At 68.2% G+C, this 25,414-nt stretch carries 27 protein-coding genes; 16 read left to right on the top strand and 11 right to left on the bottom strand.

What is annotated here, in order from left to right; translation table 11 throughout:
• Positions 1-241 precede the first annotated feature (241 nt).
• The 3 genes from EPO51_RS01545 to EPO51_RS01535 all read right to left on the bottom strand — a co-directional run bounded on the left by EPO51_RS01545 (position 242) and on the right by EPO51_RS01535 (position 2,394).
• Positions 242-1,111: a DUF2189 domain-containing protein gene (locus tag EPO51_RS01545; protein WP_293345246.1), complete on the bottom strand. Its 870-nt coding sequence runs from the start codon at positions 1,109-1,111 to the stop codon at positions 242-244.
• 123 nt (positions 1,112-1,234) lie between these two features.
• Positions 1,235-1,777 carry a DUF1697 domain-containing protein gene (locus EPO51_RS01540; protein ID WP_293345244.1) on the bottom strand — a complete coding sequence of 181 codons (543 nt, stop codon included), beginning with the start codon at positions 1,775-1,777 and terminating at the stop codon, positions 1,235-1,237.
• Positions 1,774-2,394, bottom strand: coding sequence for a glutathione S-transferase family protein (locus EPO51_RS01535; protein WP_293345242.1), 621 nt, complete (start codon positions 2,392-2,394; stop codon positions 1,774-1,776). Before EPO51_RS01535 ends, EPO51_RS01540 begins: the two co-directional genes overlap by 4 nt.
• A gap of 108 nt (positions 2,395-2,502) precedes the next feature.
• On the opposite strand from EPO51_RS01535, the gene EPO51_RS01530 reads away from it, so the two are divergent.
• Entirely contained in the window at positions 2,503-3,888 is a 1,386-nt protein-coding gene (locus EPO51_RS01530) for a spinster family MFS transporter (protein ID WP_293345240.1), read from the top strand.
• Here EPO51_RS01530 and EPO51_RS01525 read toward each other — a convergent pair.
• The 6 genes from EPO51_RS01525 to EPO51_RS01500 are packed head-to-tail and all read right to left on the bottom strand — an operon-like array spanning position 3,881 to position 8,623.
• Positions 3,881-4,909 carry a hypothetical protein gene (locus tag EPO51_RS01525; RefSeq protein WP_293345238.1) on the bottom strand — a complete coding sequence of 343 codons (1,029 nt, stop codon included), beginning with the start codon at positions 4,907-4,909 and terminating at the stop codon, positions 3,881-3,883. The genes EPO51_RS01530 and EPO51_RS01525 overlap by 8 nt on opposite strands.
• A 2-nt stretch (positions 4,910-4,911) precedes the next feature.
• Complete coding sequence (locus tag EPO51_RS01520; protein WP_293345236.1) at positions 4,912-5,628, bottom strand: DUF2306 domain-containing protein; 717 nt, start codon at positions 5,626-5,628, stop codon at positions 4,912-4,914.
• A 12-nt stretch (positions 5,629-5,640) separates the two neighbouring features.
• Positions 5,641-6,468: a DUF2306 domain-containing protein gene (locus EPO51_RS01515; protein WP_293345234.1), complete on the bottom strand. Its 828-nt coding sequence runs from the start codon at positions 6,466-6,468 to the stop codon at positions 5,641-5,643.
• Between the two features lie 43 nt (positions 6,469-6,511).
• Positions 6,512-7,375, bottom strand: coding sequence for an ABC-2 transporter permease (locus EPO51_RS01510; RefSeq protein ID WP_293345232.1), 864 nt, complete (start codon positions 7,373-7,375; stop codon positions 6,512-6,514).
• Positions 7,372-8,244, bottom strand: a complete 873-nt coding sequence (locus tag EPO51_RS01505; RefSeq protein ID WP_293345230.1) for an ABC transporter ATP-binding protein — start codon at positions 8,242-8,244, stop codon at positions 7,372-7,374. The genes EPO51_RS01510 and EPO51_RS01505 overlap by 4 nt, the downstream gene beginning before the upstream one ends.
• Positions 8,245-8,248: 4 nt before the next feature.
• The gene (locus EPO51_RS01500; RefSeq protein WP_293345228.1) at positions 8,249-8,623 is read right to left on the bottom strand and encodes a GntR family transcriptional regulator; all 375 of its coding nucleotides are present in this window, start codon (positions 8,621-8,623) and stop codon (positions 8,249-8,251) included.
• A 247-nt stretch (positions 8,624-8,870) separates the two neighbouring features.
• Between EPO51_RS01500 and EPO51_RS01495 the strand changes: the two genes are divergently transcribed.
• The 7 genes from EPO51_RS01495 to EPO51_RS01465 all read left to right on the top strand — a co-directional run bounded on the left by EPO51_RS01495 (position 8,871) and on the right by EPO51_RS01465 (position 17,348).
• Complete coding sequence (locus tag EPO51_RS01495) at positions 8,871-9,461, top strand: OmpA family protein (RefSeq protein ID WP_293345226.1); 591 nt, start codon at positions 8,871-8,873, stop codon at positions 9,459-9,461.
• Between the two features lie 17 nt (positions 9,462-9,478).
• Positions 9,479-10,216 (top strand): hypothetical protein, encoded by a 738-nt coding sequence (locus EPO51_RS01490; RefSeq protein WP_293345224.1) that lies wholly within the window; start codon positions 9,479-9,481, stop codon positions 10,214-10,216.
• Positions 10,217-10,339: 123 nt separating this feature from the next.
• Positions 10,340-11,863, top strand: a complete 1,524-nt coding sequence (locus EPO51_RS01485; protein ID WP_293345222.1) for a spinster family MFS transporter — start codon at positions 10,340-10,342, stop codon at positions 11,861-11,863.
• Positions 11,864-12,003: 140 nt separating this feature from the next.
• Entirely contained in the window at positions 12,004-12,651 is a 648-nt protein-coding gene (locus EPO51_RS01480; RefSeq protein ID WP_293345220.1) for a PEPxxWA-CTERM sorting domain-containing protein, read from the top strand.
• Positions 12,652-12,757: 106 nt separating this feature from the next.
• Entirely contained in the window at positions 12,758-15,592 is a 2,835-nt protein-coding gene (locus tag EPO51_RS01475; protein ID WP_293345218.1) for a TonB-dependent receptor domain-containing protein, read from the top strand.
• 95 nt (positions 15,593-15,687) lie between these two features.
• Complete coding sequence (purB, locus tag EPO51_RS01470; protein WP_293345216.1) at positions 15,688-17,031, top strand: adenylosuccinate lyase; 1,344 nt, start codon at positions 15,688-15,690, stop codon at positions 17,029-17,031.
• Complete coding sequence (locus EPO51_RS01465) at positions 17,001-17,348, top strand: MmcQ/YjbR family DNA-binding protein (protein WP_293345510.1); 348 nt, start codon at positions 17,001-17,003, stop codon at positions 17,346-17,348. The genes purB and EPO51_RS01465 overlap by 31 nt, the downstream gene beginning before the upstream one ends.
• On the opposite strand, the gene EPO51_RS01460 is transcribed toward EPO51_RS01465, so the two are convergent.
• Positions 17,338-17,631 carry a hypothetical protein gene (locus EPO51_RS01460; protein WP_293345214.1) on the bottom strand — a complete coding sequence of 98 codons (294 nt, stop codon included), beginning with the start codon at positions 17,629-17,631 and terminating at the stop codon, positions 17,338-17,340. The genes EPO51_RS01465 and EPO51_RS01460 overlap by 11 nt on opposite strands.
• Before the next feature lie 216 nt (positions 17,632-17,847).
• Between EPO51_RS01460 and EPO51_RS01455 the strand changes: the two genes are divergently transcribed.
• Entirely contained in the window at positions 17,848-19,266 is a 1,419-nt protein-coding gene (locus EPO51_RS01455; protein WP_293345212.1) for a coniferyl aldehyde dehydrogenase, read from the top strand.
• Positions 19,267-19,335: 69 nt separating this feature from the next.
• Here the strand turns inward: EPO51_RS01455 and EPO51_RS01450 are convergent, their stop codons facing one another.
• Positions 19,336-19,659, bottom strand: a complete 324-nt coding sequence (locus EPO51_RS01450; RefSeq protein WP_293345210.1) for a DUF1476 domain-containing protein — start codon at positions 19,657-19,659, stop codon at positions 19,336-19,338.
• A gap of 233 nt (positions 19,660-19,892) precedes the next feature.
• Here EPO51_RS01450 and purC point away from each other — a divergent pair, with 233 nt between their 5' ends.
• The 7 genes from purC to EPO51_RS01415 all read left to right on the top strand — a co-directional run bounded on the left by purC (position 19,893) and on the right by EPO51_RS01415 (position 25,365).
• Positions 19,893-20,648 (top strand): phosphoribosylaminoimidazolesuccinocarboxamide synthase, encoded by a 756-nt coding sequence (gene purC, locus EPO51_RS01445; protein WP_293345208.1) that lies wholly within the window; start codon positions 19,893-19,895, stop codon positions 20,646-20,648.
• Positions 20,648-20,887, top strand: a complete 240-nt coding sequence (gene purS, locus EPO51_RS01440) for a phosphoribosylformylglycinamidine synthase subunit PurS (protein WP_293345206.1) — start codon at positions 20,648-20,650, stop codon at positions 20,885-20,887. Before purC ends, purS begins: the two co-directional genes overlap by 1 nt.
• Entirely contained in the window at positions 20,884-21,258 is a 375-nt protein-coding gene (locus EPO51_RS01435; RefSeq protein WP_293345204.1) for a hypothetical protein, read from the top strand. Before purS ends, EPO51_RS01435 begins: the two co-directional genes overlap by 4 nt.
• Entirely contained in the window at positions 21,255-21,740 is a 486-nt protein-coding gene (locus EPO51_RS01430) for a DUF3291 domain-containing protein (protein WP_293345202.1), read from the top strand. Before EPO51_RS01435 ends, EPO51_RS01430 begins: the two co-directional genes overlap by 4 nt.
• Before the next feature lie 10 nt (positions 21,741-21,750).
• Positions 21,751-22,413, top strand: coding sequence for a phosphoribosylformylglycinamidine synthase subunit PurQ (gene purQ / locus EPO51_RS01425; protein ID WP_293345200.1), 663 nt, complete (start codon positions 21,751-21,753; stop codon positions 22,411-22,413).
• 78 nt (positions 22,414-22,491) lie between these two features.
• Positions 22,492-24,420 (top strand): CocE/NonD family hydrolase, encoded by a 1,929-nt coding sequence (locus EPO51_RS01420; protein ID WP_293345198.1) that lies wholly within the window; start codon positions 22,492-22,494, stop codon positions 24,418-24,420.
• 114 nt (positions 24,421-24,534) lie between these two features.
• Entirely contained in the window at positions 24,535-25,365 is an 831-nt protein-coding gene (locus EPO51_RS01415; protein WP_293345196.1) for a flagellin, read from the top strand.
• Positions 25,366-25,414 lie beyond the last annotated feature (49 nt).

The following is a 25,414-nucleotide window of genomic DNA, read 5'->3' as shown; positions in this document are numbered from 1 at the left end:
CCTATCTGAGAACGGGGCGCATCCTGCCCCATCACCCAGTCGACGAACGACGCCTCCCCAGACAGACACGCCGCCGGGAAAAAGTTGAGAGCCATTCGTAGCTGACGCCAAATCGGCCGACGCACCTTTCCCCTCACGGGTCTCGCGAGGGACATCATGCACGACGCCCCGCTGACCGGCGCGAAGAAGGGCTGCGACCAGGGCCAGTGCGGAGCCTGCACGGTGCCGGCTGGGCGAAGGCCTAGTCGGACGCCACGAGCCGCCGGTACAGGTGCCAGGTGGCGTGGCCCAGCACCGGGACCACGACGATCAGGCCGACCAGCGCCGGGATGGAACCCAGCACCAGGCTGCCCGCCACGATCAGGCCCCACAGCGCCATCGTGCCTGGGTTGGCGGCGACCGCCTTCAGCGAGGTGCGGATCGCCACGTCCAGGTCCACATGCTTGTCGAGGAGCAGCGGGAAGGACACGACGCTGAGCGCCAGGGCGACCAGGGCGAACAGGAAACCCACGCCGATCCCGATGACGATCATCGCCTGCCCGCCGCCCGTCGCGAACACCCGGTTGACGAAGCTTTCCATCGTCACCGGCGGCCCGTCGGCGAACGCCAGCAGGCTGATCTCGTAGGCGGTGGCCAGCCACAGGGCGAACAGGCCGATGAGGATCAGCCCCATACCGACGATCGAACGGATCGCCGGCGAGCGGATCACGCCGGCGGCGTCCAGCCAGCTCACGCTTTCGCCGCGCTCGCGTCGGCGGCTGATCTCGTAGAGGCCAACGGCGGCCAGCGGCCCGACCAGCGCGAAGCCCGACAGCAGCGGAAACACCATCGGCAGCAGCTCGTAGCGCATGGCCAGCGCGGCCAGCACCAGGCCGGCCAGGGGATAGACGATCGCGATGAACACCACGTCGTCCCGCGCGGCGCCGAAGTCGCCGAACCCCTTCCTCAACGACGCGACAAGGTCGGCCGCTCCGATCCGGCGCACCTGCGGCTCGATCCGCGCCGCCGCCCGCGCCGCCGGATTCCGCCGGTGCGGAGGGCCCGAGAAGGCCCCGACCAGGTGCTTCAGCGCGTATTCGAAGGGATTCTCGACATGATTGCCGATCGCCATCTCACGACCTCCGCTTCTCGAGGGTCGGTGGCTCGCGCGCGGCTCCCGCCTGTCAGCGGGCGTCTGGCGCTGGCCGCCACCCGGAAACACGAGCGGGCAGACTAGCACGAACCGGCGCGGGCGCTAAGCCTCGGCCGCTTCCAGCAGTGCGGCCAGCTTGCCAACGGTGTTCCAGTTGCGGGCCGTCCCGCGCACCTTGAGCCGACGCTCGATCAGGCCGTTGGCCAGCTTGGAGGTCCCCGCACCGCCCGGGAACCAGACGTAGAGGCAGCCGGGACCGGACTTGACCTCCTCGCCGGCCACGCAGGCGCTGTCCAACAGGCTCAGCTCGCCCTGGGGCTCGCCGCTCAGGAACATGGCCATCAGGCGGTTGGGCTCTTCCTTCGCCTGGCGCGGGAAGGGATTGGCGGCGATCACGGCCTTCAGTTCCGCCAGGTCGCGGACCATGACGTCGGCGGCCAGGCCCAGATCCTTTTGGATCGCCGCCTCCAGCGTCTTCCCGGCGGCTTCGGACGACAGCCTGGTCCCGAACAGCAGGTTGCCGCTGGCCAGCAGGGTCGCCGGCGCGTCGAACCCCGCCTCGCCGGCGATCCGCTTCAGGTCGGCCATCAGCAGCTTGCGGCCACCGACATTGATGGCCCGAAGCAGCCCCGCGACGCGCTTCATCTGGACGCGGCTTCCCATTCCAGGAACTCCGGCGTCTGCAGCAGGCGCTGGCAGTACTCTCCCGCCAGCCCCGCGTCCCCGAAGTCCGACAGCTTCACGCCATAGGTCCGGAACCGGGTCGCCACGGGCGTGTAGAAGGCGTCGGCGATCGACCACTCGCCCGCGAGGAAAGGCCCGCCGAACCGTTCCAGCATCTCGTTCCACAGGGCGGTGATCCGGCGGATGTCCTTGTGGGTGGCCGGCGACAGCTCGGTCACCTTCGGTGGAACCTCCAGCGCCATCGGGCACTCGCCGCGCAGCGAGGCGAATCCGGAGTGCATTTCGGCCGCCGCGGCGCGCGCCAGGGCCCGCGCAGCAGGATCCTTCGGCCACAGGCCGGGAGCCTTCTCGGCCAGGTACTCGCTGATCGCCAGGCTGTCGCAGATCACCAGGCCGTCGGTCTTGAGCGCCGGCACCAGTCCGGACGGCGAGTGGGCGCGGATAGCCGCCTCGCTCATGTTGTTTTCCTGCCGAAGCTCCACCAGGACCTCGGTGAACGGCAGGCCCGAGCGCTTCAGCGCCAGCCACGGCCGCAACGACCAGGTCGACCACTTCTTGGTCCCGATCACCAGCTCCATCGTGCTCGCTCCATACTGCTGTTTTGAAACACTTGAACTATTGCGGCGGGCCGCATGGCGCCATCTAGTTCGGCCCAACCACAAAAGAAACCGAGGAACGCGCAACCCATGACCGAAGCCGTTTCCCCCGGCGGCCCCGTCGCCCCGCCCCACGCCGCCGGCGGGCTGCAGACGGCCCCGTTCACCAAGGCCTACGCGCGCTATGCGATGTGGCTGCTGCTCGGAATCTACGTCATCAACTTCCTCGACCGGCAGGTGATCAACATCTTGGCCGAGCCGATCAAGGAGGACCTGGGCCTCGCCGACTGGCAGCTCGGCCTGATGAGCGGCCTGGCCTTCGCCGTGTTCTACACCTTCCTCGGAATCCCGATCGCGCGCCTCGCGGAGCGCAAGAACCGCGCCTTCATCATCGGCTCGGCCACCGCGGTCTGGAGCGGCTTCACCGCCCTCTGCGCCACCGCCGGCAACTTCTGGCAGCTCATCGCCTACCGGATCGGCGTGGGCGTCGGCGAGGCCGGCTGCACGCCGCCGGCCCACTCGCTGATCGTCGACTACACCCCCAAGGACAAGCGCGCCTCGGCGCTGGCGTTCTACTCCATGGGCACCCCCATCGGCAGCCTGCTGGGCCTGATCATGGGCGGGCTGGTGGCCGACGCCTACGGCTGGCGCGCCGCCTTCCTGGTGGCCGGTGTCCCGGGCCTGCTCTTCGCCGCCCTGGCCTTCTTCACCCTCAAGGAGCCCCGCCGCCTGATCTCGGAACAGGCTCGCAAGCTCGCCGGGGCGTCCGCCACCTTCGGCGAGACCATGTCCTACCTCCTGAAGCGCCGGACGTTCTGGTTCATCGCCTTCGCCGCGGCCATCAAGGCCTTCATCGGCTATGGCCACGCTCCCTTCACCGCGTCCTTCTTCCTGCGCAACCACGGGCCGGAGGTGCAGAGCCTCGCCTCCTCGATCGGCCTCACCCTCGGCTACGACCTGAAGTCGGTGGGTTTCCTGGGCCTGGCGCTGGGCATCATGAGCGGCGTCGCCGGCGCCATCGGCTCGGTCACTGGGGGCTGGATCGCCGACAAGTACGGCGCCAAGGACCTGCGCGCCTACATGATCGCTCCAGCCATCGCCAGCCTGATCACCATCCCGGTCTACATCGCCGCCGTCTCGGTGGATTCCGCCCTGATCGCCCTGCTGATCCTGCCGGCCAACTACTTCCTGGGCACCCTCTGGTACGGCCCGGTCTACGGCACCGGCCAGTCGGTGGTGCCGCCGCACATGCGCGCCACGGCCGCGGCCATCCTGCTCTTCATCATCAACCTGATCGGTCTGGGCCTGGGCCCCTTGGCGGTGGGCCTGCTGTCCGACTACTTCAACAAGGGCCTCGGCATGGGTCCGGCCGAGGGCATCCGCTGGGCGCTGATCGTCTGCGCCCTGTCCGGCCTCGCCGCCTTCGTCTGCTTCTGGCTGGCGCGCCGCACGATCCGCGAGGACACCGTCAGCTAGGGGGCGCCTCGGCCTTGGGAGCCGGAGCCTCGGGCTTCGGCTCCTTCTCCTGCACGCGGGCGCCAGCCAGGATGTTGGGCAGGCTGTAGTTGCCCTCGTGGCAGGCATATTCGTAGATCGGTCCCTTGGCGGGCCGGAACGGCATCTCGGCGCGCCAGACCCTGGTGAAATACTCCGGGTCCTCCACCGCGAACTCGTACAGGATCAGGTCCTTGCCCTTGCGGGTGAACCGCTCGACCAGCTTGCCGCGCGGCGACCAGGCGAAGCCACCGGTCAGGGAGCCGATGTAGGTGCGTGGGTCGAAGTTGGTGGTCTCCACCACCAGGGTCTCGCCTTCCCACCAGCCGATGGAATCGCCCATCCACAGACGCACCGACGACGGCGGGTGGTTGCGGTCGCCGAGCCGGATGATCCGCACGTCGTGGTTCATCTCGACCTGGATCGCCACGTGATCCTTGGTCTGGACGATCTGGTAATGGCCGTTGAAGCCGCCGTTCATCATCGGCGGCCCCTCGGTCGAGCCAATGGAGACGAGGCACCGCTCCTCGGGCGGCCGAACCTCGGCCGCGTCGTAGCGGTCGCCCCGCGAGCCGGCTCGCGCCGCCGCCTTCCCGGCGTCGGTGAACGGCAACCGACCATCCGCCGGATCGACGATCCAGGACGAGCGCATCCGGCCGTCGATGCGGGCCAGGTTGAGGTCCATCTCGAGGGTGTCCGCCTGGGGCGCATCCTTCACGACCGGTGGCGCGGGCAGGCTCGGATCGACCGAGGTCGAGATCAGGTCGCCCGCCATCTTCTTGAACCCCGCCAGCATCATCGCCGCCTCCGCGTCGGTCGCGATCAGGCCCTTGAAGATGGGCGGCCGCTGCAGCCAGGTCAGCGAGGTGTTAGTCCAGAGGCCCTGCAGATCCGGTTGGCCGAATTTGGTGCGGGGGGCCTTGTAATCAGCGGCCTGGGCGGCGCTGGCCAGGAGGACGGCGGCCAGGACCAGGACCGCGGCGCGATGTGGCTTGCGGATCATGGCTAGGCCCTGGCGATGCGGAGCTTGAGGCCGCGGGGCAGCCGCGTGCGGATCCACCAGAAGGCCATCAGCACCAGGGGCGCGACGCCCAGGACGGCGGGGATCGGCGTGGCGAGGATCGCGGCCGGGATCCGGTCCTGCTGGCCGAAGAAGAACGAGCCCGCGGCGACGAACAGGGCCGCGCCCATCCGCCAGAGGTGGCGCACGGTGCGGTCGCGGCCGATGACCCCGCCACGGCGGATCATCCTGATGTCGGAGACCGCCGCCAGGCCGCAGACCAGGGCGAACATGTAGATGGTGGCGAAGCCGTCCATCCGCCCGGTCGCCGCGCCATAGGGGACGACGGCCACGCCCATGGCCGCGATGCCCAGGGGCACGGCCAGCGCCGCACGCTCGAACCAGCCCGCCTGCCCCGGCGGGCGACGCACGGCCGCCCAGGCGGTGGCGATCAGGTAGAGGGTGAAGACCGCCGCCGTCGTGTTGGTCCACCGACCGTCGTCCAGCATCGGCGCCACGATCGCCGCCACCCCGGCCATGCTCAGCATGGCGACGAAGAAGACCGTGCCGGACACCCGGTGCAGCCGCCCGCCCTTGGGGGCGAACATGGCGGTGAACCCGGAGAGAATGCCCACTGCACCGCCGCCGATGTGAAGGACCAGGGCGGCGGCGGCCATGACATGGAGGAACCAGGGCGCCTCGGGACCGAATTGCAGGATCATGGGAGGTCTCCCTCAGAGCTTCGCGAGGAGGGGGGCGAACATGCCGAACCAGGAGCCGGCGATGCCGACGCCCATCAGCAGGGTCGCGAGGGTGAGGCCGCCGGCCACGGCGAACCGGCCGGCGGAGCCGCCGCGGGCCTGAGCCAGGAAGTAGAGTTCGAGGATCGCCAGGGGCACGAGGTATGCCCCGAAGTTCCAAACCTCGAAGAACGCCCCCATGCGGGGCATTGCGTCGCCCACGACCGACCGGATCAGGCCGTAGACCACCATGCCCAACCGCAGGAACCAGACCCCGTTGGCGACGATGAACGTCCGCATGGCCCAGCGGCGATGGCCGGCGAAGTCCCGGGTCACCGCCGCCCGCCAGGCCAGGCCCGCGAACGCCAGGATCAGCACGGCGTCGAGGGTGATGCCGAGGGCGGGAATGCCTTCGCCCGTGCCGCGCACCCAGGTCATCCAGAGGCCCACGACGCTGGCCGCGATGGCGGTGGTCATGAACGCCCGGCCGGTCCAGCGATGCACCTGCGGCGCGCGCGCCCGAATCTGCGGCACGAGTTGGACCGTGCCGCCGAAGGTGACCACGGCCGCCATCAGCACATGCGCGCCGAACGCCAGGTTCCCGGCGGTGTCCCCCGGTACATAGCCGGTGATCAGGTTGGTGTTCTTGGCCCAGGCGGCGAAGTTCCCGCTGAGCGTCGAGGGGACGTAGAACGCCAGGATGTAGGTCAGGAACAGCGCCTGGCCGATGACGGCGACGCCGAACCAGAGCCGGGCGGAGGCGACCAGCGCCGTGGCGGCGGACCTCGTGTTGACGGCAGGCGTCAAGGCAGCAGTGCTCACGCGCACCTCCTGTGGCGACGGTTACGGTGGGTTGGGGGTCAGATCAGATCGGGTCGCGGGATCGTCGGAGCCGGACGACCACCGCCAGCAACAGCCCCGCCACGGCGAGGCCGCCCCAGACATGCGGGCTGGAAAACGTGTGGACCGGGTCGATGTCGGAGAACTTGTCGATCGCCGCCTTGCCCTCGCCCTTGACGCTGAACGCCTCGCCGAAGCCGCCCACGACCCGCTCGATCATGAAGCGGATCACGTGGGTGGAGTTGAAGGCCAGCCGCTCGAACAGGGCCAGGCCCAGCGGCGGGGCCAGCGCCCAGACGATGGCCATCCGCTTGGCCCAGCCTGAGATCAGCAGCAGCCAGGCGTAGACCGGCGCCATCCACAGCGCGTTCACCAGCAATCCGTACGGCAGCACCGTCCACATCAGGCGCAGATCCACCCGGGCCCACAGACGGCCGGGGTCGACCCCGTTCAGCAGCACCACGACGGTGCTGAACACCAGCATGACGAACTGCGCGCCCAGGATCACCGCCAGCACCACCATCGGCGCCGCCACCATCGGCACGGCCATCTTGGCCAGCACCGTCGTCCGATCCGACACCGGCAGCGACTTCCAGAACTGGATGCTGCGGTCCCGCCGCTCGCCGTTCAGCGCGCTGAGGCAGTAGAAGATCGAGACCAGGAAGCCGATCATCATCACCGCCAGGGCCGTGAAGACGTAGGGCATCATCAGGCCGTCGTTCTTCGGGACCGCGCCCGCCACCGAGCGCGCCAGCCACAGGGTGCTGACCAGGAAACCCAGCAGGCCCACGGCGCCGGCGGCGGCCGGCGCCAGATAGATCGCCGGATGCTCCCAGAGCTCGCGGCGCACCGACCAGTAGAACGGCCGAACCTTGCGTTCCGCGCTCATGCCGCCTGCTCCCGGCCAGGAAAGGTCGGCGTCATCTTGGCCACGAACACGTCGGCCAGGCCCGGCGTCCGCACCTCGCCCAGGCCCGCGAGCCGGGCGCGGTCGACGCCCTCGAAGACCAGGATGCTGCGGCCGAACAGCTGGCGCTCGTGGATCGGCCCCAGGCTGCGGGCCGCCGCCACGTGCTCCGGCGTCGCCAGCAGCTCGGCGAATCGGGCCTCGTAGGCCTCCATGCTGACGTCCAGCACGATGCGGCCCCGATCCAGGAACACCACGTCGGTCAGGATGTGCTCGATCTCATCGACCTGGTGGGTTGAGACCACGATCGTTCGGCTGTGGTCGAAATAGTCGTTCAGCAGGCTGTCGTAGAACTGCTTGCGATAGAGGATATCCAGGCCCAGCGTCGGCTCGTCCAGCACCAGCAGCCTGGCGTCCACCGCCATCACCAGCGCCAGGTGCAACTGGGCGGTCATGCCCTTCGACAGCTCGCGCACCTTGCTCGCGCGCTTGATGCTGGTCTTGGCGAGAAACCCCTCGGCCTTGGCCCGGTCGAACCGGGGATGGACGCCGTCCATGTAGTCCAGCGCCTGCCAGACCCGCATCCAGCGCGGCATCACCGCCACGTCGGCGATGAAGCAGACGTCGGACATCAGGGCTTCGCGAGCCGTCCACGGATTGCGGCCCAGCACCGTGAGTTCCCCTTCGTGGGGGATGAGGCCAAGGATCGCCTGCAGGGCGGTGCTCTTGCCCGCGCCGTTCGGGCCGATGAGGCCCAGGATGCGGCCCTCCTCGACGCGCAGATCGATTCCCTCGAGCGCGACGGTCTTGCCATAGCTCTTGTGCAGGCCGCGGGCGTCTATGCAGGCCATGCGCTCAGTCCTTCCCACGCGGCGGCGACTTGGCGCGCTCGCCCAGCAGGTCGTCGGCCAGCCCCAGGCGCTGGATCGTGGCGTGGATCTCGGGCCACTGTTCGCTCAGGAACCTCTCCCGCTCGGTCTGGAGCAGCCGGTCCCGCGCGCCCACCTTCACGAACATGCCGAGCCCCCGCCGCTTCTCGATCAGATCCTCGTCCGTGAGCTGCTGGTAGGCCTTCAGCACCGTCAGCGGATTCACCCGGCTTTCCGTCGCCACCGCGCGGACCGACGGCGCCGGATCGCCCTCCTTGAGCAAGCCGTCGAGGATCATCGCGACCACCCGGTCGCGGATCTGGCGGTAGATCGGCTGGCTGTCGTTCCACTCTGGATCCATCGTCCGTTCCGGATAGCCGCCGCGAACCGCGGTGGCGACCGCCGACGCTCATCCGAGCCTCGCCGGTCTAGTGTTATACTGAACTATAACACCTAGCGCCTGGCAAGCCGTTTTTCCGCAAGGCGCCGCCGCTTCGACGTCGCCATGGTCAAGCTACGCCCGAAAACGGCCCCTTTCCGACCTGATGGAATGGTCCGTTCAAAGCTTAACGACGGTCGGGGGGACCAACCGGAACGGAGAGAATTGAATGATCCACGCCACATCGAAGGCGATGATTACGGGGGCGGCGTTGCTGGCGGCGGTGAGCCTCGGAGGCTGCGCCACCAAGAAGTTTGTCAGGTCCGAAGTGGCCGTCGTCGGCGCCAAGACCGACGCGGTCAGCGGCCGGGTCGACTCGGCCGAGACCCACATTGCGGCGGTGGAAGGCACGGCCAAGGATGCGCTCGACCGCGCCACCGCGGCCGGAAAGCTGGCTGAAGGCAAGTTCCTCTATTCCGAGGTCCTGTCCGACGACAGCATGAAGTTCGGCGTCGCCAAGGCCGCGCTCTCGCCCGAGACCCAGGCCCGGCTGGACGCCTTCGCCGAGAAGCTGAAGACCGACAACCGCAACGTCTACGTCGAGGTCCAGGGTCATACCGACGCCACGGGCCCGAAGGACTTCAACTACAAGCTCGGCGAAGAGCGCGCGGAGGCGGTTCGCCGCTACCTCAATCAGCACGGCGTGCCGCTGAATAGAATCAGCACCATCTCGTATGGTCCGGATGCGCCGGCCGCGCCGAACAACGACCGGGCGGGCCGCCAGGCCAATCGTCGGGTCGTGCTGATCGTACTCAGCTAGGCGGACGCCTAGGCCCCGTGGCGCAGGCCCGTCGCCAATCGGCGAAGCGGAATCGCCTGCTCACGGCGGCCGCGAGCGTCGCCGGCCATCTGGTGATCCTGCTGGTGCTCGTTCGGGCCCAGCCGGATTCGCCGGTGGCCGAGCCGCCGCCCATGATCGTGCAGCTCATTCAGCTGCAGCCGGAGCCTCCGGCCCCGCCCGTGCCCAAGCCCGCGCCGGAACCTCCAGCTCCGACGCCTCCCAAGCCCAGGGCGGCCCCGGTCGAGAAGCCGTCGCCGCCCCGAAAGGCCATCGCGCGCCCCGCGCCCGCCCCGCCGGAGGTAGCCGTCCTGGTCGCGGAAACCGGCCAACAGACCAATCCGGACGCCGAAGTCAGCGACGCCGAGCTGGCCTCGGCGGCGACCGCCGACTCGGGCGGCGGCGGCGGCCGATCCTGCAACATGCTCAGTTGGCTGCAGGGCAAGCTGCGCAAGGATCGCCGCGTGCAGGCGGCCATGGCCGACGCCCACCGGGGCCGCGCGATTCGGGTGTGGAACGGCGACTGGGTCCGCCATCCCGGCCAGGACGGCAACGGCCTCGCCGCGGTGCGCGAGGCAATCATGTGGGAAGTCGCCTTCGCGCCCGAGGCCTGCCGCGCCGAGCGGGTCCGTGGCCTGGTCTCGCTGTCGCTCAACGACGGGCCGGGCTCGGCGCGCGTCGTCATGGGTTCGGGCGACTGGCGCTGGACGGACGTGGTGTCGCGCTCGCGGCGCTGAACCCGCGCGGACCTCACGTCAGCCCCCCTACCGCTCGCTCAAACGGCGCCCTAACCTCGCCCCCAACCACAACAGGCCTCCCGCGCTGTTCGCGTCGAGAGGGCCCAGGGGAGCCGCCAGACCATGCCGCCAGCCAACACGACCGGGGGCGGGTCCCCAAGCTTCACGCCCGCCTACCGCAATACCGTGCTGTGGCTGCTGGTGGTCGCCTACACGTTCAATTTCATCGACCGGACGATCATCTCGACCATCGGCCAGGCGATCAAAGTGGATCTCCAGCTCAGCGACCAGCAGCTCGGCTGGCTGGGCGGGCTGTCGTTCGCGCTGCTCTACACGACGCTAGGCATCCCGATCGCCCGCCTCGCCGAGCGCAAGAGCCGTGTGAACATCATCGCCATCGCCATCGTGGTGTGGTCGGCCTTCACCGCCCTGTGCGGAACGGCGACCTCGTTCGTGCAACTCCTGCTCTACCGGGTGGGCGTGGGCGTGGGCGAAGCCGGCCTGTCGCCGCCGGCGCACAGCCTGATCAGCGACTATTTCGAGCCCAAGAAACGCGCTTCGGCGCTGTCGATCTACGCCTTCGGCATCCCGCTGGGCACCATGTTCGGGGCGATCGCCGGCGGATGGATCGCCCAGAACGTCTCCTGGCAGGCGGCCTTCATGCTGGTGGGTCTGCCCGGCGTGCTGGTGGCGATCGCCATCAAGCTGATCGTCAAGGAGCCGCCGCGCGGTTGGAGCGACCGCCATTCCGGCCTCGTCGAGGCTGAGCCCGCCGCCGCCGTGGGCCGCGAGGCTTCGGAGTCCGGTGCGCCATCCGCGCCCGATCACGCCCAGGCCGGCCCCGCGCCGGCCCCCTCCATGGGCGCGGTGGCCAAGCGCCTGTTCGGCTCGTGGGGCATGTTCCACATGATCGCCGGCATCACCATGGCCAGCTTCGCCGGCTATGGCACCGGCCAATACGTGCCGCCGTACTTCGTGCGCCAGTTCGGGCTCGACCTGGCCACCGTGGGCCTGCTGGTTGGGCTGGTGGCGGGCGTCGCCAACGGGGCGGGCACGCTGCTGGGCGGCTTCCTCACGGACTGGGCGTCCAAGCGCAACACCCGCTGGTATGCGCTGGTGCCGGGGATCGGCCTGCTCATCGCCACGCCGCTCTACCTCATCGCCTTCTCGCGCGACGTCTGGCAGCTCGCGGTGCCGTTCTGGCTGCTGGCCGGCCTGCTGCACTACACCTACCTGGGCCCCACCTTCGGGGTGGTGCAGAACGCCATGGACGTGCGCATGCGCGCCACCGCCGTGGCCCTGCTGTTCTTCGTGCTGAACCTGATCGCCCTCGGCTTCGGCCCACCCTTCTGCGGCTGGTGCATCGACCAGTTCGCGCGCGCCGCCTTCACCGCCAAGGGCATGGCCGGCGACTTCCTCTCGGTGTGCAAGGGCGGCGTCGCGCCGGCTGGCTCGTCGGCGGAGCTGGCGGCCGCCTGCCCGGCCGCCATGGCCGAGGGCACGCGCACCGGCTTGCTCGCCAACCTGCTGATCTACGCCTGGGCCGGCGTCCACTACCTGCTGGCGGCGATCACCCTGCCGAAGGACATCGCCAGGGCCCGGGCCGCCGCCGACGCCGGCGACGCGGCGGCGCGTGCGGCGGGCTGAGGCCCGGCGCGCAGCAACTCGCGCGAAAGGTGTGGCCAAAAAACCCCTGCCGCGGGAATCCGGCTCGCCCTGAGGGGGCGACTGCTTGCAGCTCCACCATAGGGTGAGCATCCTGCCATCGATCATCGATGGGGAATCAGATGCGCGACCTCCTGACGACGGTATCCGCAGCCGCTGCGGCGGTGACGCTCGCCGCCGCCAGCGCGCCCGCCTACGCGGCCACCGTGCTGAACGCGAACTGGAACGAAAGCTGCGGCAAGGCCACCTGCTTCAACGACAAGGGCGTCTTCACCCAGACATGGAGCGCCAAGGACGCTGCAGGCCCGATGACCATCGGCAAGCTGCTGATGGACCGCGGGATCCTGGGCAGCCTGGACAGCTCCACCTTCCGCATCAGCTTCACCCTGAACGGCGCGGAGCTCGGCTCTTGGGGCAGCTACATGATGGCCGGAATCGGCGGCGACGAACTGAGCTTCTCGGGCGAGGCCTTCACCTGGAACCCCGAGGATGGCGACCTGACCCTGCTGCTCGAGATCTACGCTCCGAAAAAGGGCGGCGGCGGCGGCTTCAGCGCCTTCAGCGCGCCGGACTCCGGCTTCCAGGGCGAGGACGGCTTCGAGATGGAAGGCATCGCCGGCACGGACCTGCCCGGCAGGGGCGCGGACCTTGAAGCCTCCGCCGCCCCGGAACCGGCGAGCTGGGCCCTGATGATCACGGGCTTCGGCCTGGCCGGCCGGACCTTGCGACGCCGGGCGCGTGTTGTGGCCCGGCTGCAACCCATCCGATAAATGTTCCCCTCAAAGGCGTGTTGCAGGGTTGACATGAATCGTCGCTGAAATGGTCATCTCTCCTTCATGAACCCCCGGCGTGGGCCGGGTGTGGGGAGATCAGTTCATGCGAAACCAACTTGCGCAGGCCGCTTCATGGGCGGTCCTGCTTGCCCTGGGCGCTGGAATAGGCGCGGCATCGGCCCAGACGGGCTCCGCCGTGGAAGAGGTGGTCGTCACCGGCTCGCGGATCCGCACCAGTCCGCTCGACCAGGCCCAGCCCGTGGTCCAGATCGATGAGGCGCTGGTCGCCAAACAGGGCCTCACCTCGACGGTCGATGTCCTCCAGCGGATTCCGTCGGCCGGCGGCGGCCTGAACTCCAAGTTCAACAACTCCGGCAACCTGGGCAACCCGCCGGACGGCGGCGGCGTCGGCGCCGGCTCGGCGGAGGTCGACCTGCGCTACCTCTCCAGCCGCCGCGTGCTGGTGTTGGTCGACGGCCTGCGCTGGGTGCCGGGGGCCGCGGCCTCGGGCGTCCCGGGCTCGGTCGACCTGAACACCATCCCGACCGCGATGATCAGCCGGATGGAAGTGCTGCAGGAAGGCGCCTCGCCGATCTATGGCTCCGACGCCATCGCCGGCGTCGTGAACATCATCACCAAGGATCGCCAGGAAGGCTTCACCGCCACCGCCCAGCTCGGGACCACGGATCACAGCGACGGCTTCAACCAGCAATACGACGTCTCCTGGGGCGTCGCGTCGGGCTCGACCCACATCGTCGTGGGCGGCGGCTACTTCAAGCAGGATCCGGTGTTCGCCGGCGACCGCGCCATCAGCCGCTTCCCCGCGCCCTACGGCACGGTCTGCGACGGCGGCTGCTCCTCCGGCACCCCGCTCGGCCGCTTCATCGTCAGCGATCCCAACACCGGCCAGGACCTGAACCTGACCCTCAAGCAGGCGCTGCAGCCCGGCCAGCGGCCCGTCTACACCGCCGCCGATCCGACGGGCGCGGCGTCCAGCTTCAAGGGCTTCACCACCGCCGACCGCTTCAACTTCCAGCCGTTCAACTACATCACCATCCCGTCCGAGCGGGTCAGCCTGTTCGGCTCGGTGGTCCAGGACATCACCGACAAGGTCCAACTCCGCGTCCGCTCCAGCTACACCCAGCGCAAGTCGGCCAACCAGGCCGCCCCGTTGCCGCTGTTCGTGGGCCCGGACGCCGGCAACGGCAACCTGCTGGACACGGTCAGCATCGACGCGACCAACCCCTTCAACCCCTTCGGCTTCACGCTGCAGAACGGCACATACGCCTTCATCGGCCGCCGTCTGGTCGAGGCGGGGCCGCGCCACTACTCGCAGGAAGTCGACACCTGGAACGTCACCGGCACCCTGTCCGGCGCCTTCGACGTCGGCGAGAAGACCTGGAACTGGGACATCAACGGCGTCTATTCGCGCAACCACGCGGAGCAGACCTTCACCGGCAACGTGAACGCGCAGCGCGTGCAGCAGGCCCTGGGCCCGGTCGCGCTCTGCACCGGAGCCTGCACCCCGCTGAACATCTTCGGCGGGGCGGGCACGATCACCCCGGCCATGCTGGCCTTCATCGGCTTCACCCAGCACGACGTGTCGCAGCAGAAGCTGACCGACTTCTCGGCGAACCTGACCGGTGACCTCTTCGACCTGCCGGCCGGTCCCCTGGCCTTCGCCGCGGGCGTCGAGCGCCGCAAGAACGAAGGCTACTTCCGGCCGGACGCCATCGTCGCGGCGGGCCTCTCGTCCGATATTCCCGCTCAACCCGCGAGCGGCGAGATCACGGTCAAGGAAGCCTATGGCGAACTGCGCATCCCGCTGCTGGCGGACATGCCGTTCTTCAACCGCCTGGACGCCTCCGTCGCCGGCCGCTGGTTCGACTATTCGACGTCCGGAACCGGCTCGACCTACAAGGCGGGCCTGTCCTGGCGTCCGGTCGAGGACGTGGTGCTGCGCGGCTCGTACGGCGAGGGCTTCCGCAGCCCCTCGATCGGCGAACTGTTCGGCAGCGCCTCCCGCTTCGACCAGGTGGTCGTCGATCCCTGCTCGGGCTTCAGCGCCGCCACCCCGGCCAATGTCCGCGCCAACTGCATCGCCGCCGGCGTCCCGGCCAACGGCAGCTACACCCAGCTCAATGCGCAGATCGGCGTCATCACCAGCGGCAACACCAACCTCAAGCCGGAGACCAGCAAGAGCTGGAACTTCAGCGGCGTGTGGGCCCCGTCGTGGCTGAAGGACCAGAGCTGGGCCAGCGGCGGTTCGGTCGAGGTCGCCTACTCGCAGATCAAGCTGGACGACGCCATCCAGGCCCAGAACGGCCAGTCCCTGCTGGACCGCTGCGCCCAGACGGCCGACGCCCTGTCCTGCGCCACGATCACCCGCAGCGCCTCGGGCCAGGTCATCGGGATCGCCAACCCGCTGATCAACATCGGCGGCATCAAGACCCGGTCCCTCGACCTCAACCTCATCTGGACCTCGCCGGAGTGGAGCTTCGGTCAGTTCGGCGTCCACTGGTACACCAGCCGCCTGCTCGAGTTCACCGAGTACGTCCCGGCCTCCAGCGGCCTGATCCCGATCGAGCGTGAGGGCACGGAGCGCGGCAGCCCCGACCAGGCCTATCCGAAGTGGAAGTCGAACCTGATGCTCGACTGGGACAAGGGGGACTTCGGCGCCACCGTCAGCGGACGCTACATCGACTCCGTCCAGGAAGCCGGCGACCCCAACAAGCTGGAATCGCGGCTCTACGCCGACGCCCAGATCCGTTGGGCGCCCAGCTTCCTCGACGACGGCCTGTCGTTCGCGGTCGGGGTCAACAACCTGTTCGACAAGGACCCGCCGGGCTGCGTCACCTGCAGCCTGAACAACTACGACCCGAACGCCTATGACGCGCCGGGCCGCTTCATGTACTTCCGGCTGTCCTACCGGCACTAGTTGGGTTGACTTGGGCGGGGGCTCGGAAGACACCCCCGCCCCCCTCTTCCTAGGCCAAGGTTGACATGGGCGGGGTGTCGTCAGACACCCCGCCCATGATCCCCCGTTACGCCCGCAAGGAAGCCGCTGCGATCTGGGCCCCCCAGACGCGTTTCAAGATCATGTTCGAGATCGAGGCCCACGCCGCCGACGCCATGGCAGACCTGGGCGTGATCCCCAAGGAGGCCGCCCGGGTCATCTGGGAGAAGGGCCGCGACGCGGTCTGGGACGCCGACCGCATCGACGAGATCGAGCGCGAGGTGAAGCACGACGTCATCGCCTTCCTCACCCACGTGACCGAGATCGTGGGCCCCGAGGCCCGCTTCCTGCACCAGGGCATGACGTCCTCCGACGTCAACGACACCACCCTCGCCGTCCAGCTCGTCCGCGCCACCGACCTGCTGATCGAGGATACCGACATGGTGCTCGAAGCGCTGAAGAAGCGCGCTTACGAACACCGGATGACCCCCACCGTCGGCCGCAGCCACGGCATCCACGCCGAACCCACCACCTTCGGCCTGAAGCTCGCAGGCCACTATGCGGAGTTCCAGCGCGCGAAGGAGCGGCTGGCGATGGCCAAGTTCGAGATCGCCACCTGCGCGATCTCCGGCGCGGTCGGCACCTTCGCCAATGTGGCGCCCGAGGTGGAAGCCTACGTCGCCGACAAGATGGGCCTGGCCGTGGAGCCGGTCTCCACCCAGGTGATCCCGCGCGACCGCCACGCCGCCTATTTCGCGGCCCTGGCCGTCGTCGCCAGTTCCATCGAGCGCCTGGCGATCGAGATCCGGCATCTCCAGCGAACAGAAGTGCTGGAGGCGGAAGAGCCGTTCGACGTGGGCCAGAAGGGCTCGTCGGCCATGCCGCACAAGCGCAACCCGATCCTCACCGAGAACCTGACCGGCTTGGCCCGCCTGGTCCGCTCGGCCGTCGTGCCGGCGATGGAGAACGTGGCGCTGTGGCACGAGCGCGACATCAGCCACTCCTCGGTCGAGCGCGGCATCTGCCCCGACGCCACCGTACACCTGGATTTCGCGCTTCGCCGCCTGGCCAGCGTGGTCGAGCGGCTGGTGATCTACCCTGAGAACATGGCCCGGAACCTCGACCGCCTGGGCGGCCTGGTCCACTCGCAGCGCGTGCTGCTGGGCCTGACCCAGAAGGGGCTCAGCCGCGAGGACAGCTATGCCGCCGTCCAGCGCAACGCCATGAAGGTGTGGCGGGGCGAAGGGAACTTCCTCGACTTCCTGAAGGCCGATCCCGAGATCACCCTGGCGGACTCCGAGCTCGAACAGCTCTTCGACCTGGGCTATCATTTCAAGAACGTGGACCGCGTTTTCGCCCGGGTGTTCGGCGAGCACGAGGAGGCGAAAGCATCTCGGACCTTGGCGACCTCCGCCGCCTAGCGCTGAGCCTGCCCGGCGCCCACGAGGTGACCTACAAGGGCAATCCCTGGTTCAACGTCGGCAAGAAGACCTTCGCGCTCGCCCTCGACGGCCGCGCGATCCTGAAGCTCGACCGGGGCCACCAGGAGCTGCTGTTCGAGATCCGCCCCGAGACCTTCAGCAAGTGCCCGGTGGCGACAGTGTACTGGAGCTACGTCGAGCTCGCGCACCTCGATGAGGATGAACTCACCGACCTGGTCCTCGAAGCCTGGTCCCAGATCGTGCCCAAGAAGGTCAGCCGGCCGGTGCTGGAGGCGGCGGCTATGTCTAAGGATTGAAGCCGTCGGCGATCCAGGCCTCGTAGGCCGCAAGCCATTCGCTGGACCATGCGCCATCCGGCGGCATGCTGCCGTCCTGCAGCTTGGCGAACACCCGTCGCGCGTTGGCGTAGTCGGGATAGTCGGCGTCGCCGCCGGGATCCGTCATCCAGTTGGGATCGGCGAACCGAACGCCCATGGAGCGCATGCAGCCGATGTCTTCTGGGCGGAACTTCGGCAGGATGTCCTTGGTGAAGCTGGTCATGCTGGCGCTCCTGGACCTATCGCCGATCGTCGTCTTCATGGATCTGCTCCTTGGAGGAGGCCAAAGCTCGCCGCCTCGTCGCCGGAAGTTCATCCAAGTTGACGCCGAGGCCTATTGGCCAAGGGTCTAGTCGACACCATCCCCTGGTCGAAGGCGGACCAGGCGCGACACGGACCCATCGAACGCCCGGCCAGACGCGCCTTGACGCCCCCGGCGGAAAGCCCGTCACCTCCCGGGCGACGGGAGAACGACATCATGGACATGCAAGGCATCCTGGCGCGCCAGAAGGCGGCCCACCTGCGCGACCGCGCGCCCACGGCCCAGCAGCGAATCGAGCGGCTCGACCGCTGCATCGCCCTGCTGGTCGACCACCGCACGGCCATTGAGGACGCGCTCAACACCGACTTCGGTTCCCGCTCCCGCGAGGCCTCCGCCTTCGCCGACGTCGCCGCCTCGATCGGGCCGCTGAAGCACGCCAAGGCGCATCTCGCCAAGTGGATGCAGCCCGAAAAGCGCAAGACCACGCCCGCCATCCTGGGCCTGTTCGGCGCCAGGGCGGAGGTCCGGTTCCAACCCAAGGGGGTGGTGGGGATCATCAGCCCCTGGAACTTCCCGGTGAACCTGACCTTCGCGCCCCTGGCCGGCATACTGGCCGCGGGGAACCGGGCGATGATCAAGCCGTCCGAGTACACGCCCGCCACCTCCGAGCTGATGAAGACCATGTTGGGCAAGGTGTTCTCCGAGGAGGAGATCGCCGTGATCACCGGCGGGCCCGAGGTCGGCGAGGCCTTCGCCCACCTGGCCTTCGACCACCTGATCTTCACCGGCGCGACTTCCATCGCCCGGCACGTGATGCGTGCGGCGGCCGAGAACCTGGTGCCGGTGACACTGGAACTGGGGGGCAAGAGCCCGGTGATCCTGGGCAAGTCGGCCGACCTCACCGTGGCGGCCGCCCGGATCATGAACGGCAAGACCCTCAACGCCGGGCAGATCTGCCTGGCCCCCGACTATGTCCTGGCGCCGCACGACAAGATCGACGGCTTCGTCGCCGCCGCCCGGGCCTCGGTGGCGAAGATGTTCCCCACCATCAAGGACAACCCGGACTACACCGCCATCGTCGCTCAGCGGCATTACGACCGGATCACCGGCTACATCGACGACGCCCGGGCCAAGGGCGCTCGCATCGTCGAGCTGAAACCTGAGGGCGAGGACCTCTCCCAACAGGAGCACCGCAAGATCGCGCCGACCCTGATCCTTGAGCCCACCGACGACATGAAGGTGATGCAGGAGGAGATTTTCGGCCCGGTGCTGCCGGTGAAGAGCTACCGCAGCGTCGACGAGGCCATCGCCTTCGTGAACGGCCGCGACCGGCCCCTGGGGCTCTACTACTTCGGCGAGGACGCGGCCGAGCGCGAGAAAGTGCTCAACTCCACCACCCCGGGCGGCGTCACGATCAACGACGTGATCTTCCACGTGGCCCAGGAAGACCTGCCCTTCGGCGGCGTCGGCCCGTCGGGCATGGGCAGCTACCATGGGATCGACGGCTTCCGCGAGTTCAGCCACCGCAAGGCCATCTACACCCAGATCAAGAAGGACATCGGCCCGCTGCAGGCCATGCGCCCGCCCTATGGGCCGGGAATCCGGAAGTACCTGGACGGACAGCTCAAGCGATAGCGAGCCCACAAACGACAGAGCCTCCGCTTGCGCGGAGGCTCGAAGGCGGCGCGGCCGTGCGGTCGGGGATCAGTTCCCCGACTTCACGCTTTCGCGGGCCTGGGCCAGCAGTTCGGCCATCTTCATGCGGACTTCGCCCTCGGACACGGCCACGCCGGAGCCCTTGAGGTCCTCGAACACCTTGCGGAAGACATCCTCTTCACCCGGCAGCTCGAAGTCCGACTTCACGACCGCCTTGGCGTACTCGTCGATGTGCGGGCCCTCGAGGCCCATCAGACCAGCCGCCCACTGGCCGAGCGCGCGGTTGCGCCGGGCGTGGGCCTTGAACTCCTGCTCCTGGTCGAGGGCGAACTTGCGCTCGAAGGCTTGTTCGCGGTCGTCGAAGGTCGTCATCGGGTCCTGGGGGTCAGCGTCTTGGAGCGGGCGATCCCTTATCGTGCGCCGAACGGGCCCGCAATGGAAAGCGGCAAACCTTGCGCGTGTTTGCGCCGCAGCGTCGCACACGCTATTTTTGCCGCGCCTGAATGGGGCGAGAGGCCGAGTCGGACCCGCGCGCGAGGATCAGCCGCGCGCGTTTTTCGTTTCGCCGACCCGGACAAGTCCTCGCCCATGGAGAAGGCTCTGAAATGACCCGCCGTAAGAAGATCTACGAGGGCAAGGCCAAGATCCTCTACGAGGGTCCCGAGCCGGGCACGCTGATCCAGTACTTCAAGGACGACACCACGGCCTTCGACGCCACTAAGAAGGCGGTGCTCGAGGGCAAGGGAGTCATCAACAATCGCATCAGCGAATACATCATGACGAAACTGAACTCGATCGGGGTTCAGAACCACTTCATCAAGCGGCTGAACCTGCGGGAACAGCTCATCAAGGAGGTGGAGATCATCCCGTTGGAGGTGGTGTGCCGCAATGTCGCGGCCGGCTCGCTCTCCACGCGCTACGGCCTGCCCGAGGGCCAGGCCCTGCCGCGCTCGATCATCGAGTTCTACCTGAAGGACGACAAGCTCCACGACCCGATGGTCTCGGAGGAGCACATCACCGCCTTCAACTGGGCCTCGACCCAGGAGATTGACGACATGATGGCGCTCACCCTGCGGGTGAACGACTTCCTGACCGGCCTGTTCGGCGGCGTCGGCATCACCCTCGTGGACTTCAAGATCGAGTTCGGCCGGATCTACGAGAACGATTTCGCCCGGGTCATCCTGGCCGACGAGATCAGCCCGGACAGCTGCCGGCTCTGGGACTCGATCACCAACGAGAAGCTGGACAAGGACCGGTTCCGCCGCGACCTGGGCAACGTCATCGAGAGCTACACCGAGGTTGCGCGCCGGCTCGGGATCATGAAGGAGATGCCCACCGTGATTCAGGGGGGCCTCCACTAGTGCGAGCCAAAGTCCACGTCTTCCTCAAGCCCGGCGTCCTCGACGTTCAGGGCAAGGCGGTCGAGCAGGCGCTGCACGGCCTGGGCTGGAACGACGTCGAACACGTCCGGGTCGGCAAGACCATCGAGTTCGACCTGAAGTCCGGCGACGCCGCGGCGGCCGAGGCCGAGGTCAAGGCCATGTGCGAGAAGCTGCTCGCCAACACGGTGATCGAAAGCTACCGGGTGGAGCTGGCGTGAGGACCTGGGCGGCGCTCTCCGCCCTCCTCACGCTCTCGGCCTGCGCGGAAAAGGCCGAACCCACGGTCGCGTACCTCGACCTCGACTGCGCCAGGCCCTTCGAGGCGCAGGCCCAGGCGCTGGCCCGCCAGGCCCATCTCGTTCCTGCCCCCGAGGACCCGGCCGAGCCCTATCGGTTCTACAGTAGCGCCGACGGCAGGACCTCCTATCTGATCACCAAGGCGGGCGCGCCGGGTCATCCTGCGATCATGATGCAGAAGGCCCGGGGGTCCGACGTCGTCACCACCGGCTGTCCCTACGGCGACAAGAAGGGCTACGACCAGCTCCACGCCTACCTGGACGGCCTCAAGCACTGGACCCGCGGGAAATGACCGGTTTCCACCTCGCCCAGATCAACGTCGGCCGCCTCCTGCAGCCGGTGGACCATCCGCAAATCGCCGATTTCAAGAACAGCCTCGACCGGATCAACGCGCTCGCAGACGGCCTGCCCGGCTTCGTCTGGCGCCTGGTCGGCGAAGGCAACAACGCCACCGACCTGCAGCCCAAGCCCGAAGACCCGCTGTTCGCGATCAACATGTCGGTGTGGACGGACATGGACGCCCTGGCCGGCTTCGTCTACCGCAGCGCCCATCGCGACATCATGCGCCGGCGCAAGGAGTGGTTCGAGGTGATGGCGGTCTACCAGACCCTCTGGTGGGTTCCCTCCGGCCACACGCCCACCATCGCCGAGGGCATGGCGAAACTGGCCCAGTTCGAGCGCCTGGGCCCCACGGCCGCGGCGTTCAGTTTCAAGACCCCGTTCCCCGCGCCGGATGGCCAGCCCGCCATCCCCGTGCTGGACGAATGCGCATAAGGACCCCTCGATGAAAGCCGCCGTCATCGTCTTCCCCGGCTCCAACTGCGACCGCGACTGCAAGGTGGCGATCGAGCGCTCGACGGGCGCCAAGGTCGACATGGTGTGGCACGGCGAGGCCGCCCTGCCCGACGGCCTGGACCTGATCGTCCTGCCGGGCGGCTTCTCGTACGGCGACTATCTGCGCTGCGGCGCCATGGCCTCGCTCTCGCCGGTGATGACCGAGGTCAAGGCCGCCGCCGAGCGCGGCGTGGCGGTGGTCGGCATCTGCAACGGCTTCCAGGTGCTGTGCGAGGCGCACATGCTGCCGGGCGCCCTGCTGCGCAACGAGAAGCTCAAGTACGTGTGCAAGGCCGTCGACCTGGAGGTCACCAACAGCCAGACCCGCTTCACCGCCGGCTATGCAGGACGCCGCGAGGTGGCGATGACCGTGGGCAACGGCGAGGGCAATTTCTTCGCCGACGACGCCACCCTCGACCGGCTGGAGGGCGAAGGCCAGGTGGTCTTCCGCTATCGGAACAACCCCAACGGCTCGTCGCGAGACATCGCCGGCATCGTGAATCCCAAGGGCAATGTGCTGGGCCTCATGCCCCACCCCGACCGCGCCTTCGAGCCGGAGCTGGGTTCGGCCGACGGGGCGATCCTCTTCCAGAGCGCGCTCGCCAGCGCCTGAGCCTCGGGGCACATTTCTTCGCTGGCGGCCGCATTGCGGGTCGATCTATGGTCGCGCCTCGGCCTCCCGGGGAAAATCATGAGTTTCAAAGTGCTGCTTCGAAGCGCCGCCGCCTGCGCCGCGCTCGCCCTGTCCTTCGTGTCGGCCCAGGCCCAGACGCCGACCATGACGCCCGACGTCGCCAAGGACTTCCAGTGGCCGACGGCGTCCTACGACTACGTCAAGCGCGTCGAGATGGTCCCCATGCGCGACGGGGTGAAGCTCTACACCGTCATGATCATCCCAAAGGGGGCCAAGGACGCGCCGATCCTGCTGACGCGCACGCCCTACAACGCCAAGAAGTCCGCCCAGCGCGCCCTGTCGCCCCACGCCGCGGCCACCGGCGCCCAGATGGACGAGCCGTTCCTCGCGGACGGCTATATCCGCGTCTACCAGGACGTCCGCGGCAAGTACGGGTCGGAGGGCGACTACGTCCTGAACCGGCCTCTGCGCGGCCCGCTCAACTCCAGCGAGGTCGACCACGCGACCGACGCCTACGACACCATCGACTGGCTGGTGAAGAACACGCCACAGAGCAACGGCCGGGTCGGGATCATCGGCTCGTCCTATCCCGGCTTCACCGCCGCCATGGCCCTGATCAACCCGCACCCGGCGCTGAAGGCGTCCGTGCCGCAGAGCCCCATGGTCGATGGCTGGATGGGCGACGACTGGTTCCAGAACGGCGCGTTCCGGATGATCAACTTCGACTGGTTCACCAGCCAGATGACCGCGAAGGGCGAAGGCGACGACATCCCGCGCCAGGGCTACGACGACTACGACAACTTCCTGCGGGCGGGCTCGGCCGGCGACTACGCCAAGGCCGCCGGCCTCGACCAGATCCCGGCCTGGCGCAAGATCAGCGAGCACCCCGCCTACGACCAGTTCTGGCAGGAACAGGCCCTGGACAAGATCCTCGCCAAGCAGCCGCTGAAGGTGCCCACCCTCTGGGTCGGCGCCCTTTGGGACCAGGAGGACATCTACGGCGCCATCCACGCCTACGAGGCGACCGAGACCAAGGACACGAACAACGACATGAACTTCCTGGCGCTGGGTCCCTGGCGCCACTCGGGGGTGAACTACGAGCAACGCCAGCTCGGCCCGAACCTGAAACTGCCCGGCGACACCGCCACCGAGTTCCGCACCCAGGTGATGAAGCCGTTCCTGGACTCGCACCTGAAGACGGGCGCCCCCAAGGCCGACATCCCGCCGGTGTTCATCTTCGACAGCGGTTCCATGGAGTGGAACCGGCTGCAGAAATACCCGCAGGCCTGCGAGAGCGGCTGCGCGGCCGCGATGAAGCCGATCTACCTGACGCCGGGCCTAGGCCTCTCCTTCGACAAGGCCGCCCAGGGCGCCGCGTTCGAGGAGTACGTTTCCGACCCCGCCAAGCCTGTGCCCTATGTCCGCCGCCCTGTCCGCTGGGACGACCAGGACCAGTGGCGCTACTGGCTGTCCTCCGACCAGCGCCACGTGGACGGCCGTCCCGACGTGCTGACGTTCGTCACCGAGCCCCTGAAGGCGCCCCTGAAGATCTCGGGCGAGCCGGTGGTGAACCTCTTCGCCTCGACCAGCGGCACGGATTCGGACTGGGTGGTGAAGCTGATCGACGTCTATCCGGACGCCGTGCCGTCGGACGCGCCCATGGGCGGCTACGAGCTGGGCGTGGCCATGGAGATCTTCCGCGGCCGCTATCGCGAAAGCTTCGAGAAGCCCACCGCCATCCCGGCGGGCAAGGTCCAGAAGTACCGCTACGAGCTGCCGCCGACGAACCACGTGTTCAAGCCGGGACACCGGATCATGGTGCAGGTCCAGTCCAGCTGGTTCCCGCTCTACGATCGCAATCCGCAGACCTTCGTGCCGAACATCTTCTTCGCCAAGCCGTCCGACTACCGGAAGGCGACCCAGCGCATCTACCTGACCGGGGACACCGCTTCGTCCATCGAACTGCCGGTCGTCCCGCTCCAGTAAAAAGTTTCCCGCATAACAACGTGCAGTAACGCTTGCCTAAGCCTGTTCTGGCACTGTCGTCGTGGGACAGAACGTCCCACGGCCTCGGCCGTCCTGTAAAACCTGGGTCGCGTGGTGCCCTACAACAGCATCAATACGAACGTCGGCGCCATGGTGGCGATCCAGTCGTTCAACGCGATCAACGCCGAGATGGCCGTGGTGCAGATGCGCATCACCACCGGCAAGAAGATCAACAGCCCCAAGGACAATCCGGCGATCTGGGCCATCGCCCAGAACCAGCGCTCCGAGATTCGGGGGCTGGACGCCGTCACGAGCTCGCTCCAGCGCGGCATGTCGGTGGTCGATATCGCGATCGGCGCAGCCGAGACGATCTCGGATCTCCTGAACGAGATGAAGACGCTGGCGGTCTCCGCCGCCGACTACCCCGCCTCCGACCCAGCGCGCACGGCGATCAACGAGAACTACCTCGCGCTCAAGAAGCAGATCGACACCGCCGTCTCGAGCGCCAGCTTCAGCGGCCTCAACCTGCTGGCCGGCGGCGGCTCCACCGACAGGGTCCGGGCGCTCGCCAACACCAGCGCCACCTCCACCATAGACGTCGACCATCTGGACCTGTCGACGACCGGGTCGCTGCTATCGGGACTGCCGGCCGACCTGATGGGCGGCTTCACGCCGACGTCCGTCTCCGACATCGCAACGGCGACGTCGAACGTGAACAACGCCATCTCGCGCCTCGGGACAGGCTCGAAGCGGCTTGAGAGCCACCTGAAGTTCGTGGGCAAGCAGCAGGACGCGCTGGAGGCGGCGGTCGGCAACCTGGTCGACGCCGACCTCGCCAAGGAAAGCGCCCGCTGGCAGGCGCTGCAGGTGCGCCAGCAGCTCGCCATCTACGCCATGCAGATCGCCAATAAGCAGCCCTCCTACCTGCTGCAGCTCTTCCAGTAGGCGCCCTAACGGCACGATTGACCGGGCGGCCGGGCGCGTCAGTCTGCGC

This window comes from Phenylobacterium sp. (assembly GCF_004297125.1).
In the GTDB taxonomy this organism is placed as follows: Bacteria; Pseudomonadota; Alphaproteobacteria; order Caulobacterales; family Caulobacteraceae; genus Phenylobacterium.
The sequence above is the reverse complement of the archived record's forward strand: the minus strand, read 5'-3'. Positions and strand labels throughout refer to the sequence as shown.